14 protein-coding genes and 2 pseudogenes are annotated in these 13,398 nt (G+C 43.3%); 10 read left to right on the top strand and 6 right to left on the bottom strand.

Annotated features, from left to right (window positions below; translation table 11 throughout):
• Nucleotides 1-124 precede the first annotated feature (124 nt).
• The 4 genes and pseudogenes from F6K51_RS25055 to F6K51_RS25040 form a co-directional block, all read left to right on the top strand.
• Nucleotides 125-967, top strand: a pseudogene (locus F6K51_RS25055) (transposase); the annotation flags it as partial.
• Nucleotides 940-1,203, top strand: a pseudogene (locus F6K51_RS25050) (DUF2237 domain-containing protein); the annotation flags it as partial. The pseudogenes F6K51_RS25055 and F6K51_RS25050, both read left to right, overlap by 28 nt.
• Nucleotides 1,204-1,541: 338 nt before the next feature.
• Complete coding sequence (locus F6K51_RS25045; RefSeq protein ID WP_293025316.1) at nt 1,542-2,420, top strand: NAD(P)-dependent oxidoreductase; 879 nt, start codon at nt 1,542-1,544, stop codon at nt 2,418-2,420.
• Between the two features lie 176 nt (nt 2,421-2,596).
• A complete protein-coding gene (locus F6K51_RS25040) occupies nt 2,597-3,184 on the top strand; it encodes a hypothetical protein (RefSeq protein WP_293025314.1) in 588 nt (195 codons plus the stop codon).
• A 156-nt stretch (nt 3,185-3,340) separates the two neighbouring features.
• On the opposite strand, the gene F6K51_RS25035 is transcribed toward F6K51_RS25040, so the two are convergent.
• Complete coding sequence (locus F6K51_RS25035; protein ID WP_293025312.1) at nt 3,341-3,550, bottom strand: hypothetical protein; 210 nt, start codon at nt 3,548-3,550, stop codon at nt 3,341-3,343.
• A gap of 587 nt (nt 3,551-4,137) precedes the next feature.
• Here F6K51_RS25035 and F6K51_RS25030 point away from each other — a divergent pair.
• Nucleotides 4,138-4,590 (top strand): DNA-binding protein, encoded by a 453-nt coding sequence (locus tag F6K51_RS25030; protein WP_293025311.1) that lies wholly within the window; start codon nt 4,138-4,140, stop codon nt 4,588-4,590.
• A gap of 500 nt (nt 4,591-5,090) precedes the next feature.
• On the opposite strand, the gene F6K51_RS25025 is transcribed toward F6K51_RS25030, so the two are convergent.
• From F6K51_RS25025 to F6K51_RS25015, 3 genes are all read right to left on the bottom strand, one after another.
• Nucleotides 5,091-5,543, bottom strand: a complete 453-nt coding sequence (locus tag F6K51_RS25025) for a hypothetical protein (RefSeq protein ID WP_293025310.1) — start codon at nt 5,541-5,543, stop codon at nt 5,091-5,093.
• A 358-nt stretch (nt 5,544-5,901) separates the two neighbouring features.
• A complete protein-coding gene (locus F6K51_RS25020; protein WP_293025308.1) occupies nt 5,902-6,081 on the bottom strand; it encodes a hypothetical protein in 180 nt (59 codons plus the stop codon).
• A 507-nt stretch (nt 6,082-6,588) separates the two neighbouring features.
• The gene (locus F6K51_RS25015; RefSeq protein WP_293025306.1) at nt 6,589-7,305 is read right to left on the bottom strand and encodes a VCBS repeat-containing protein; all 717 of its coding nucleotides are present in this window, start codon (nt 7,303-7,305) and stop codon (nt 6,589-6,591) included.
• 242 nt (nt 7,306-7,547) lie between these two features.
• Here F6K51_RS25015 and F6K51_RS25010 point away from each other — a divergent pair, with 242 nt between their 5' ends.
• The 4 genes from F6K51_RS25010 (at nt 7,548) to F6K51_RS24995 (ending at nt 10,929) form a co-directional block, all read left to right on the top strand.
• A complete protein-coding gene (locus F6K51_RS25010) occupies nt 7,548-7,670 on the top strand; it encodes a hypothetical protein (protein WP_293025304.1) in 123 nt (40 codons plus the stop codon).
• A 104-nt stretch (nt 7,671-7,774) separates the two neighbouring features.
• Nucleotides 7,775-7,978, top strand: coding sequence for a hypothetical protein (locus F6K51_RS25005; protein ID WP_293025302.1), 204 nt, complete (start codon nt 7,775-7,777; stop codon nt 7,976-7,978).
• Nucleotides 7,979-8,105: 127 nt separating this feature from the next.
• A complete protein-coding gene (locus F6K51_RS25000) occupies nt 8,106-8,558 on the top strand; it encodes a DNA-binding protein (protein ID WP_293025300.1) in 453 nt (150 codons plus the stop codon).
• Between the two features lie 112 nt (nt 8,559-8,670).
• On the top strand, nt 8,671-10,929 hold the full coding sequence (locus F6K51_RS24995; RefSeq protein ID WP_293025298.1) for a PBP1A family penicillin-binding protein: 2,259 nt from the start codon (nt 8,671-8,673) through the stop codon (nt 10,927-10,929).
• Nucleotides 10,930-11,021: 92 nt separating this feature from the next.
• Here the strand turns inward: F6K51_RS24995 and F6K51_RS24990 are convergent, their stop codons facing one another.
• The gene (locus F6K51_RS24990; protein ID WP_365940157.1) at nt 11,022-11,813 is read right to left on the bottom strand and encodes a Uma2 family endonuclease; all 792 of its coding nucleotides are present in this window, start codon (nt 11,811-11,813) and stop codon (nt 11,022-11,024) included.
• Nucleotides 11,814-11,910: 97 nt separating this feature from the next.
• Here F6K51_RS24990 and F6K51_RS24985 point away from each other — a divergent pair, with 97 nt between their 5' ends.
• The gene (locus F6K51_RS24985) at nt 11,911-12,633 is read left to right on the top strand and encodes a TPM domain-containing protein (RefSeq protein ID WP_293025297.1); all 723 of its coding nucleotides are present in this window, start codon (nt 11,911-11,913) and stop codon (nt 12,631-12,633) included.
• 161 nt (nt 12,634-12,794) lie between these two features.
• Here the strand turns inward: F6K51_RS24985 and F6K51_RS24980 are convergent, their stop codons facing one another.
• On the bottom strand, nt 12,795-13,259 hold the full coding sequence (locus F6K51_RS24980; RefSeq protein ID WP_293025295.1) for a GIY-YIG nuclease family protein: 465 nt from the start codon (nt 13,257-13,259) through the stop codon (nt 12,795-12,797).
• Nucleotides 13,260-13,398 lie beyond the last annotated feature (139 nt).

The raw sequence follows: 13,398 nt of genomic DNA, 5'->3' as shown, positions 1-13,398 counted from the left end.
ATTTGTAGCCAATTTGAGAAGGTAACACCTTCCATCACTGGGAAAGAATGAGTCTTCCGTTGGGTAGCGCGCTGCTACACCGATTCCTGCACCGATCGCGCTATGTGAACTTTTGTCAGTCAACCAGGGTACGTGGGACTTATGGTGCTTCGACCAAAAACTCATCAAGCGAGTTCGTGTAGTACAAAGAGCCGATGGGTATTACGTTCAGTTCTGCGTAAAAATTGACAATTCAGAACAACTGGAAGCTACTGGATATACCATTGGCCTGGATGTTGGACTAAAAGACTTTTACACCGACTCTGATGGATATTCAGAACCTAACCCTAGATTCTATCGCAAAGGCGAAAAACGCTTAAAGTTTCATCAACGTAGAGTTTCCCGAAAAAAGAAAGGCTCTACTAACCGAAAGAAAGCTATTAATAGGCTAGGCAGGACACACCTCAAAATAAGTAGGCAGCGTGAAGAACATGCCAAGATACTGGCGCGTTGCGTAATCCGGTCTAACGACCTGGTCGCCTACGAAGATTTGAGAGTTAAAAATTTAGTTAAAAACCATTGCCTTGCCAAATCTATTAATGATGCAGGTTGGTACAAGTTTCGGGAATGGCTAGAGCACTTTGGCACTAAGTTTGGTCGGATAACTGTTGCAGTAAATCCTGCTTATACTAGCCAAAACTGCTCTAGTTGCGGAGAAGTGGTCAAGAAGTCATTATCCACTCGAACCCATGTTTGCAAGTGTGGATGTCAGTTAGACCGTGATCACAATGCCGCCATAAACATCTTAACGAGAGCCTTAGGTACGGTGGGGCACACCGGAACTTATCAAAACGCTCGGGGAGACTCGACCTCTACTCTGCTTGGTTCCGACCTGGTTGAGCAAGTTGGCTCGCTGAACCGAGAATCCCCTGGCATAAGCGCCATGGGGAGTGTCAAGTTGGTGTACATATCGTTTGTGCAGAAATGACGGAAGAGTTTCTCTCTTTTACTAAGCAAAGAGGGAATGATTTGAGTACACCATCCCCGGTCTATGGTTTTCCTGGTCTTAAACCCGGAGATCATTGGTGTTTGTGTCTCAGTCGTTGGAAGGAGGCGCTGGATGCTGGGGTTGCGCCACCGGTGATTTTGTCAGCAACCCATGAAGCAGCCCTTGATTACATTCCTTTGGAGGTATTTAAGGAACACGCTGTTATGAACGGCTAATCGTTGATATAGCCGTTTTCAATTAGGTAAGGTATACATGTTTTTAGGGAGCAGGGAGTAGGGAGTAGGGAGCAGAGAATAGTTAGGTAGGGTGCGTTAGGGACGGGCGAGCTCTCATTTTATCGGTAGCCAGTGTTAGGAAAGTCCGTCCCGTAACGCACCAATGGGTCAAACAGCTTTTAGGAGATGCACCCAATTGAAAGTCTTGGGAAAAACCCATCTAAGCTGACTGCTGACCGCTGACTGCTGTCAGCTTATTTAATGGGCACTTAAGGAAATCAAAAGATAGAACAGTAACAAGGATATCTGTTTTCCCCCCTTACTAACTCTAAATTTTGATGAGAAAAAAACTCTTAGTGACAGGAGCTAGCGGTTTCCTTGGATGGAACCTTTGCCAGCTCGCTAAAGAAAAATGGGATATTTATGGAACGTATTTTACCCAGAAAATAGATATTCCGGGAATAAGCCTAGTAAAGGCTGACTTGAGGGAATTCCAAGACATGAAGCATCTGTTTGCTGAGATTCAGCCAGCAGGAGTAATTCATACCGCAGCTCAATCTAAACCTAATTTTTGTCAGACCCATCGAGAGGAATCATACTCGATTAATGTTACAGCTTCTATCAATATTGCTCGACTAAGTGCAGATTATGATATCCCTTGCGTGTTTACCTCTACTGACTTGGTCTTCGATGGTTTAAATCCTCCTTATCTAGAAACTGATCCGGTATCGCCCATCAGCTATTACGGTGAGCAAAAAGTGATGGCAGAAGAAGGGATGCGATCGCATTATCCTAAAGTCGCGATTTGCCGCATGCCCTTAATGTTTGGCATCACTCCCCCTACTGCCAGTAGCTTTATCCAACCCTTCATCAAAATCCTGAGAGAAGGGCGACCATTGAGCTTATTTACCGATGAAGTTAGAACCCCTGTCAGTGGCACCACAGCAGCCAAGGGACTTTTACTAGCGCTAGAGAAAGTCCAAGGTCTAGTTAATCTGGGCGGAAAAGAAAGGATCTCACGCTATGAGTTTGGTTGCTTGATGGCTGAGGTATTTGAACTTCCCCAAGATAATTTAGGACGCTGTCTACAAAAGGATGTACCGATGGCTGCTCCTAGATCTCCCGATACTTCATTGGATAGTTCATTAGCATTTAGTTTGGGGTATCAACCGTTATCAGTGCGGGAGGAATTGGAAGAGTTACGGGAGAAAGTCTGAATGCTTACGGGGTGATTTCCCTACCGTTAGTGCGGTAGTTACCACGAAACAAAACAAATCTCCCACAAGTCAATAGTCCTAAGTGAAAAGGCAAACACCAGCAATTGGTCTTGATACTGCTGCTAACTTCTCTACCTTGGCCTATCGGTACACCTTCAACTAATCAAGGGAATCAGATGAAAAACTTGCGTGCAATCACCCCATCCTCTTATATTATTGCTGCCTGTGCATTAACCGGAATTTTATCCTTTAGTGCAGTCACTAGCCAAGCTGGTCAAAGTAAGTTCTTACCATCAGGTAACTCTACCGCAACCGCTCAGGTTGAATCAGTAGACAATCAAGACCTACTGGCAGCAGTACCGATTCCCAGCAGTGAATTACCGCCAGCCCTAGAGAAGAATACCGTATTTCGTGCGATCGCAAATGGTGGTTTCTTTGGTCAAACCGTTGAAACCCGTCTGCTCAACAATGGACAAGTGATTCAGCAGTACATACGGATCAATGGGAATAGCACTCCCACCGAGATTGCTCGCATTTCCCGTCAAGATGTCAAAGGCTTTGAAGAGTTTCTCAACAAAGACGTAGACTTTGGTCAGTTTGATCAGCTCAGTTACCCTGCTCCTATTGGTGCTGCTGATTACATCAGTGTTACTCTGAGCAGCAATGCTGGTACCACACGTTATGCCGATATTGGTAGTAATCAGCTCCCGGAAGCTTTGCAGCAAGTGATTCAGAATTGGGAGACTATTGTGAGTAGTAAATGAGCGGTCAGTGGTCAGCGGTCAGTGGTCAGCTGTGGCACAGGCTTCCAGCCTGTGACCTAACCCCTCAAGTAGGGTGGAACAGGCTTCCAGCCTGTGACCTAACCCATAAGCTGATAACTGATCACTGATAACTGAAAGCTGAAAGCTAATTACTCCCTACTCCCTATTCTCCTCAGAAGATCCTTCTTCTATACCCTGGCCAATATCAAATACAATGATAAATTTCCCATCAGGCATTAACCGCTTCAGAGCCTGCATGTGACCTTCGGCATCAGAACGATTGCGGAAACGACCAACAACTACTCTTTGCATCTTGGGCAATAGCCGAACTACCGCCCATGGATATAGGCGTTGAGAGTACGTCATAATAATAAGTTATCTCCTTAACTGGGGGACGAGAGCCAGCCTTTCCTGTGAACTTCTTGAGGCTGGCTCTTACCGTGGAACGTTTCTTGATGCAGTCGCTCATGGGGGAAACCCCCAAGACCGCGCTGCATCGCTTTAGCGCCCACGGTAATTTCATTATAGCACAAATAATCTTATATTATAACATATTTTGAAAATTTTTGTAACAAACTTGTGAGGGAGTCGGGAGTCGGGAATCGGGAGTCGGGAGTAGTGGAGTCGGGAAAAATCCTGTTTCCCCAACCATTAATTAATTAATTTTGTAAGTGACTATGTTTGATGGTAGCTAGCCGCTGCGTGGACTCAAGCTACCTTAAGGGATTCTTAGGACAGGCCAAACAATGCTCCTTTGGAGCCGCTACGCGATGAAGCGTCGGCTTTGCGTTCGCGTAGCGTGACCAAAGGTCAATCGCATTTCCCTACCACACCCTAAACTCTTCCGTTTCTTCCCGATTCCCGATTCCCGACTCCCGACTCCCTAAAGTTGCCAATTTTTTCTTTATCCCTTATAATAGTATTATAGGAAGAGTTAAAAATTAAGTCCACTAATGAACAAGTGCGTTGGAACTACTGAAGCGGCATCTCTATTAGGAATTTCTTCTCGACGATTGCGCCAACTCCTAGAGAAGGGTCGCGTCCGGGGTGCTTATAAAACTGGGAAATTCTGGATTATTCCTCTGTTCAACCATTTGCCACAAATTACCAAAGGGTCTCGTGGACCAAAAGGGAAATGGCGCACTAGTCGTCCTCCCGCTTTAGCCAAGATTAATGTCAATCGCAATCACATTGGCTCGAATATCAAGAAAAGCCCTCAAGACCGGAAGCCAGTGATTTCAGTAAAACGAAGTGGTACCAATCTCTACGGCAACGAAGTGGAAATCCTTGGGCCTTGTAAGATTGTTTATAATCCAGATAATCCACTGGATTGTGGTGCTCGTTTGTGGATTGAAACTTTTAGTGATATTCACTTCATTGGTGGAAGTTCTCCTGCTAGTCGCTGAGGGGGTCAACGCTTTGGGACTATTCAAAATGATCAATTTAATTATTGGGCATTCCAGCAATTGAAGATTGATGCTTAGCCTGTTTTATTTACTCTGGAAACTTGGGGTATCAGTTTGCCATGAGTAATAACTTGCGCCAGAAATAACCCAGCATGATATCCAATATGGTCTAATAAATACTTTTTGATGGCTGCAAGAATATAATTTACTCGTTATGGAGTGTATTTTGAGCGATATCTCGATTGATGTCAGTAGTCAGTAATAAGGAATAAGTATATTTGACTTGGGAACGTTCCTCCAACTTCGCATCCCACGAATCGATACCCCAGCCACTACCATCGAGTATTGACGTTTTTTGCTTTGCTTAAAAACAGACGATTAACCTATTCAAATATAGCTTAGTAAAGCTTTATTAAGAATAAAGGTACTTTTGATTCTAAAGCCTTAAATAAAGGTTTAATATTATCTATTATTGCTTTGGCGACTGCCGGGTCTACTTTTTATTTTTTTCCACTATCGACAGCTCCTGCTTCGGTATTAAGTTCATGAACTAAAGCGTCGATACGCTTGACTAAACTCATTATTTCTGTAAACTCATTTGCTGATTTTTTGCCCCATAATCTATGAACTAAAGCTAAATTAACATACTCTCGTTTGCGCAGTTTTATAATTGCATTATTATATCGTGGTACGATTTTATTAAGTGATGATTTTGTAGTCCATCCTTGGCTATAGAATTTAACCAATACTTCGGTAAAAAATATGTAATCAGAAAGGTCAGTTGCCAGCTCATTATAATTTGAAATTTGTTGGTCAGCTCGATTAGCTGCAAGTTTAATATGTTCGACAATTTTGTCAGCTGAAAAAGCAACTAAACCAATCATGGATGTTACCATTAATACACCTATTTTTTCAGTTATTATCTTGCCAATAATTGAAAAAATGTTGTTCATTTTACTTATTATTTTTTTTTAAAAAATATTTTTCATTATTAATTAACTACCAATTTTATAATTAAAAAATCCTGATTAATCGCATTTTTTGATCATTTAATTTTTAGCGAAAACTTGATTTTTTATGGTTTTGTAATAGGCTTTTTGTTGCAGGGGAAATGCAAGAATCAAGGCTCTCCTAGGGTGGCTATAGTAAATTAGTATAAAATAATCGCCATATCCCTTACTAAGTAAGGTTTTGAGTAATTTTAATAAAAATATATTTTTAGTTTATTGAATCCCTTGCTATTTAAGGGGTAATCGCTGATTTAAACTACTCATTTACTATAATCAGTCTAGGATAATTCAGTTTTATTACTTATCCCCCTGATAGGTTTTTCGATATTTGCTCTAAAAACTCCAGGTATTTAGTTTGCCCAGTATAATAAGTCGCACCAAAAATACTCCCTGAATGATATCCAACACGGTCTAATCTAGACTCTCTGATGGCTGCAAGAATATCTGCTACTGCTTCGAGAGTGTATTTTGAGCGAGCCATTGATGTCAGTAGTAAGGAATATTGCTATTTTACCTAGCAACATCCCTACTTCCAATCAAATACCATTTGGGTGCATCTCATATTTCTAAAAAAGTTGCGTAGGGTGCCTTAGGGACGGGCTCCCCCTGATTTTCCCGGTAGCCAGTATTGGGACAGTCCGTCCGAAAATTGTAACGAGCAAGATGCCCGTTACACCCACCGGGTCAAACAGCAAAAGTGAGATGCACCCTACAATTTCAACCAGAGCCAGATCTGTTTGAAGGAATGTATCACTACTGAAAGTAAGAGGGTGGTATATAACATTTACATTTGATTTGTGAACAGAATGCATTACTAAAATCCAAAATACAAAATGCCAAAGGCGAGAGTTAATAAACTATATAGGGATTTTTAGTAACGGATAAAATGGTAATAGTTTTTTACAACTCATTTATAAACGCTATATGCCACGGAAAAACCATCGCTTTGTTTTATATTGACTAATTTATGAAATTAATAGTTCTCAGTCTAGAATATACTGAGTAAGGGGTCAACTCCCGGATTGTTCGCTAAAGCTACATAGGTACCATTATTAGCAAAACCAACAATATCAGCCTGACCGTCCCCATTGACATCACCTAGCTGCCGGGGATAGGTATCAAAATTAGTCCATCCCCCTCGATCGACTGTAAAATCTTCCATGACTATTGATGGGGGAGCAAAGGTACCATCGCTTTGACCCAGGGATACAAAAACAAAGGTATGACCAAAACCAACAATATCATCCCGACCGTCTCCATTGACATCACCTAACTGGCGGGGATAGGTATCAAAATCAGTCCATCTCCCTCGATCGACTGTAAAACTGTCTAGGGCTATTGATGGGGAAGCAAAGGTACCATCGCTTTGACCTAGGGATACATAAACAAAGGTATGACCAAAACCAACAATATCATCCCGACCGTCCCCATTCACATCACCTAACTGGCGGGGATAGGTATCAAAATCAGTCCATCTCCCTCGATCGACTGTAAAACTGTCTAGGGCTATTGATGGGGAAGCAAAGGTACCATCGCTTTGACCTAGGGATACATAAACAAAGGTATGACCAAAACCAACAATATCATCCCGACCGTCCCCATTCACATCACCTAACTGGCGGGGATAGGTATTAAAGTTAGTCCATCCCCCCTTTAAAGGACTAAAACTATTGATCGCAAGTTTCTTTGTCGCAAAAAGGGTCATAAGAATACTCCTTTTACAAAGCTAGTATTTGAGTTGTCTTGCAAAAAAAGTTGTTAACAATAGAAAACGTTGTGGAAACTGTTTTGGCTCAGTAACTATCCATACTACAAAATGAAGTATGGATAGTTGGTTAAGAGTATTACGCTTTCTTGACAACACTCACTTTATTAATCACTCCGAAAATCCAATTTTTCTACAATTTAATATAAAGTTTTGTAAAGAATTGCTCGTGGGGAATTTTAGTGTCTGCAGAAACGAATGGGATTGACCTTGACCAAAAGGCCACGCTAAGCGAATGGTCACGTTACGCGAACGCACTCAGTTGGCATCCCCACCTCACACCATCCATCCATACTCGACACTGAAAATTTCTAACCTGCCAATCCCATAGCCGCGATTGACCTTGGCCAAAAGGCCACGCGTTCGCTGAAAGCGGGACGAAGTCCATCGCGTTTGGTCACGCTAAGCGATGCTCCTTTGGAGCCGCTTAGCTAACGCAGACAAGACTGACTCTAGGCAAAACTCTTCCGTTTGTTCCGAAGTTGAGATTAACTATTTGCGATCGCATTCCCGAGGACAGTTATATGCGATCGCATTCCCAATTACCGATTCCCGATTTCCTAACTATTCCGGTATTGACGGATTCGCTAATAGTGGACACCACAGCACTTGACTTCACCCCGACCCTCTCCACACTTACCACACTTTAGTTATTTTCATCCCTATTCCCTAAAAAAGAAGTTGCCAATTTTCTTTTTATCCTTTAAACTAGTATTATAGGAAGAGTAAAAAAACACTCCATGAACAAGTGCGTTGGAACTACTGAAGCAGCATCTCTATTAGGAATTTCCTCTCGACGATTGCGCCAACTCCTAGAGAAGGGTCGGGTGCGGGGTGCCTATAAAACTGGGAAATTCTGGATTATTCCTCTGTTCAACCATTTGCCACAAATTACCAAAGGGTCTCGTGGACCAAAAGGAAAATGGCGCACTAGTCGTCCTCCCGCTTTAGCTAAGATTAATGTCAACCGTAATCACATTGGCTCGAATATCAAGAAAAGCCCTCAAGAGCGCAAGCCAGTGATTTCAGTAAAACGCAGTGGTACCAATCTCTACGGCAACGAAGTGGAAATCCTTGGTCCATGTAAGATTGTCTATAACCCAGATAATCCACTCGATTGTGGTGCTCGTTTGTGGATCGAAACCTTTAGTGATATTCACTTCATTGGTGGTAGTTTTCCCGCTAGTCCCTGAATCGGGAATCGGGAATCGGGAATCGGGAATCGGGAACAGGGAAAAAGAGCTGATTGCTAGAGCGATTAGAATGGTTCAATAAGCACCCAAGAATCGCTTATCGCTGACAACCATGAGTTCTCAACCACCCTCCAAACCACCAAAAACCATACTTAGTCAGCTAACTCAGGTAGTACAGACCATTCATGCTAAAGTCAATCTTCAAGCAGTAGCACTAAAGCCTAATGCTAGAGTGCCGGAACTTTGGGTGCAAGACGCTAATACCAACAAATCCGATGTCTATCCCCTGGTTGGGGACCGTTACGTACTCGGGCGCAGTTCCAAATCCTGTGACATAATCGTTCGCAACCCAGTAGTCAGTCAAGTTCATCTCTCCCTAGAACGGTATGGTAGGCGTGGGCGTAGGTTTATCATAAAAGACCAAAACTCTACCAATGGTATCTATCGTGGCAGACGCCGACTTTCCTCCTTGCTTCTGTATCACGGAGACACCCTTACCATCGGACCACCAGAACTAGCTGCATCAGTTGAGCTACAGTACGTCTATCCTCCCCCCTGGTATATCCAAGGAATTCGTTACTTTCTCTATGGCATCGGTGGCTTAATTGCCTTAGTGGTATTACTAATTGGATTTCAAACCCTGAGAGCACCATCAGTCAGGCCATTGCCCGAGGGAGTTACAGGTCCTGTGATTGTTTACTCTCGTGACCAAATTCCCCTACGGCAACCCCGGACCGATGCTCACCGAGAACTGAGGAGGTTATCGGATTTTTCCCCATATTTGCCCAAAGCAGTGATTGCTTCAGAAGACAGCCGCTTTTACTGGCACTTTGGAGTAGACCCCTATGGGATTATGCGAGCTGTGGTGCGGAATCTTCAAGGGGGAGGCATTCGCGAAGGTGCTAGTACCATAACTCAGCAGGTAGCACGAAGCCTATTTCCGGAGTATGTCGGTCGAGCCAATACCGCAGACCGGAAAGTGCGGGAAGCAATTATTGCCCTGAAGTTAGAGACAGTTTACAGTAAGGACGCGATCTTAAAGGCTTACTTAAACCGAGTTTACTTGGGTATAGAAGCATTTGGTTTTGAAGATGCTGCTCAATTTTATTTCGACAAATCAGCAGCTAATCTGAATATCCAAGAAGCCGCAACTCTGGTGGCAAGTTTGCCAGCACCCAATAGCTATAACCCGATCCAGAATTATGATACCTCATTACAATTACGGAATCGGGTGATTGACCGGATGCACGCTTTGGGAATGATTAGTCGAGAAGAAGCTAATCGAGCTAGGCGATCGCGGATTGAAGTTAGCCCGAAAGCCCGACAAATTCTTTCTAGCACCAAGGCACCCTATTTCTATAACTACGTTTTCCAGCAATTGAGGAGGTTACTGGGCAAAGAGTTGGCTAAGGAAGGTAATTTTATTGTAGAAACTACTGTAGATACCGAGTCTCAGGCCAAAGCTGAAGCAGCTCTACGGGACTATGTCAAAAATACTGGTAGCCGCTTAGGATTTTCCCAGGGAGCGATCGCAAGCCTCAATACCAGTAATGGCGAGATTCTAGCCATGGTTGGAGGTGCCGATTACCAAAAAAGCCAGTTTAATCGGGTTATCCAAGCCAAGCGTCAACCAGGCTCAACCTTTAAACTCTTTGCCTATGCTGCTGCCTTAGAAAAAGGGATTTTACCAAGCAAAACCTACTCCTGCTCTGGGATTAAACGGATTAGACGTTGTGAGCGGTCTGGAGATGCTACTAATATTGATATGTATGCTGGTCTGGCTCAATCGGAAAATGCAGTAGCGATCAGAGTAGCTCAAGATGCTGGTTTAGATAGAGTAGTACGGCTGGCGCAACGGTTGGGTATTAGCTCAAAACTCGAGCCTGTGTTTGGTTTAGCCTTAGGTCAAAGTGAGGTTACTCTGTTAGAAATGACTGGAGCCTATGGTGCGATCGCAAATCAAGGTCTGTGGTATCGTCCCCATGGTATTGTCAGAATTCTCGACAGTAGTGATTGCACCGATAACCAAGACTACCAAACCTGTCGAGTAATCTACAACTTCGCTGATCAGCCAACTATCAACAAGCAAGCGGTTTCACCAGCGGTAGCCAACACCATGACAGAAATGCTTCAGGGTGTAGTCACTAGTGGCACCGGTCGCAGTGCTCGGATTGGTCAAGGAGAAGGGGGAAAAACCGGTACTACTGATAAAAATGTAGACTTGTGGTTTATCGGTTTTATTCCCAAGCATCAGATCGTTACAGGGATTTGGTTAGGTAATGATAATAATTCTCCTACTAGTGGCAGTAGTAGCCAAGCTGCCCAGTTGTGGGGGATGTATATGGGTCAGGTGGTAGAGAAACAGAGTTGATACCGAAATTGGTTGGATGGGGAGATGGGGAGATGGGGAGATTGGGAGAAGAGAAAGTTGTTGCTTTGACCGCAACTTGGTATCAAAGGTGATCAATCCAAAAGCTGATCAGGATTGATTCCCATTTGTTTGAGTCGAGACTTCAAAGCTTCAAGCTCTTGTTGAGCTTGATTAGCAGCTTGTTGAGCTTGAGTAGCCCGTTGCTCAGCCTGTTGAGTTCTCTCATTTTCGGAGGGATACCGTCTAGCATTTTGGTCGTACCAATACAACCACTCCCTAGTCCAATCAAGATAAGTTCCTTCTGCTGTGCCTATGCCCAAACCAATTTCCGGCATCCAGACCGGATTCCCTGGTTGACGCACATACACTCCATCTACCAACCGATCCACTTCAAAGCTATCCCCTTTATGAGGTTGATAGTTATCGCTATCATAAATAATATAATATAAGAACCCTAAGTCGGCATAGTCTAATTTTTTCTGGTCATACTCGCCGTTATAGGTTTGAGAGACAATCTCGATCGCGAGAATTGGCACAACACCATTTTCTTCCCACAACACATAACTCAAACGTCCCTGACGACCCTTAGGGCGAGTTTTCCATCTCTGTACTCCTAAACTGAGGAATCCATCAGGCACTATCGCTGACTGTTTGGGATTGTAATAGTATCCCATATCGATACCAAAAAACCAATCCCTGCGCTCTGACCAGATTATCGCTAAAATCGATTTCAATAAGTGAGGGATGGTATCTTGCAGTTCATTATCCACAGGGGTTTCATCAGAAGAGGGTAATTCTTCTGAAGTCGGAAGGTATTGTAACGGGTCATAGTTTAGCATCATTCCATTGCCTAGACCTAACTGGTGACATGTTAGCAGTTTCACGAAGTACCATTATCTTGGCCATAAATAAGATTAGGTTGATTGGCAGTTCTATAGTATTTTGGGGAAAAGCCAATTTTGCTTTGTTGTCAGGTTTTTTATGAAACAGCTCCTCAACCAACTACACAACCAACGCAAATACATAAAATCCCTAATTATCCCTCTTTTAGCTATCTTGTTAGCAAGCGGAATAATTGCAGCACCAGCCAATGCCATCAATGTCTATCAAATGCCTAATGTTAGCGCTGGAGAACCGACTTGGGTAATTGACAAGTCAGAGGTTCTGTCTCGCTTTACAGAAGGCAAGTTGACTCAATCCTTAGAGGATTTAGCGAAAGCAACGGGCAATCAAGTTAGACTGGTCACTGTCCATGGCCTAGATTATGGTGAAACAGCAGCAACTTTTGCCCAAGGGTTGTTTGAAAAATGGTATAATACTCCAGAAGACCAAGCTAATCAAACCTTGATAGTGCTGAATACTGTCACCAATAACAGTGCTATCGTTACTGGCAATGCCGTTAAGGAAATTATGTCCGATGACATTGCTGAAAGTGTGGCTTCTGAAACCCTACAGGTGCCGCTGCGGGATGGTAACAAGTATAATCAGGGTTTCTTAGATGTAAGCGATCGCATAGTAGCTGTTTTATCTGGCGAACCAGATCCCGGTCCTCCTGTAGTTGAAGAAGAAATCAACATTGCTGGCAACTTTAAGAGTGCAGAAGAAACTCAAGAGAGCAATGCTACCCTTTGGGTTGTAGTGATCTTGGTTGTTGCTACAGTTGTGCCGATGGTTACCTACTTTTTCTACCAAGGTTTTTCCTAAGTATTTTGCTGTCAGTTGTCAGCCTTCAGCTGTCAGCAGACTTAACTGAGATTAAACGAATGCTTAACTCTGTTATTCAATAGCTGTTCACGTAGCGTGTGCGTAGCACATAAGCTGATAGCTGATAGCTGAATGCTTACTACCAATTACCAATTACCAACTCAAAGAGATGATATATATCTCATCACTTCTGGAGTCGCATCAAACCATTCCCCAGAAATCCTAAGATGTTGGAACTTTCTGTGAAATTCTGTTTCCATCTTAGCACTTCCTGGGATAATTTTTATTAGTTCTAAAGTCGTTACACTCTTAGTTTCAAGCCCTCTAATCTTACCATTGGGGTTAGTAGTGTAACCAATCCGAATCGCATTGCGTCCCTTGTCTAAGATAAAGAAAAGCCTAGCTGGATTGTCTTCGTCAGAGCTGGATAGGCAGCTTTGTACTAAAGTCCCTGTGGCTTTGTGCAACCGAATAAAGGTTTGAGCGTCACTAGCGTATTCTGGAAGCTTAGAACGCTCTACGGCCATGGTCATATAACGCAATGCGGCGGCGTGTCTTCCCTCCGACGCTTCATCCACAGCCAGAGCTAGCAAGTCATAGGGTGAGCATTGGCGAAAATTACTCATTCATTATTGTTGTAGTTCGGCTTAGCAATACCTGATTTGTCTGCTACGAAGTCGTTATATTACCACACTCCATGACCTTGTGTCAAGCCACATCTGGGAAATCTGATCTGTGCCAGGGCAAACGCATCTAAATTCTAGA

Source organism: Moorena sp. SIO3I8, assembly GCF_010692325.1.
Classification (GTDB): Bacteria; Cyanobacteriota; Cyanobacteriia; order Cyanobacteriales; family Coleofasciculaceae; genus Moorena.
The sequence above is the reverse complement of the archived record's forward strand: the minus strand, read 5'-3'. Positions and strand labels throughout refer to the sequence as shown.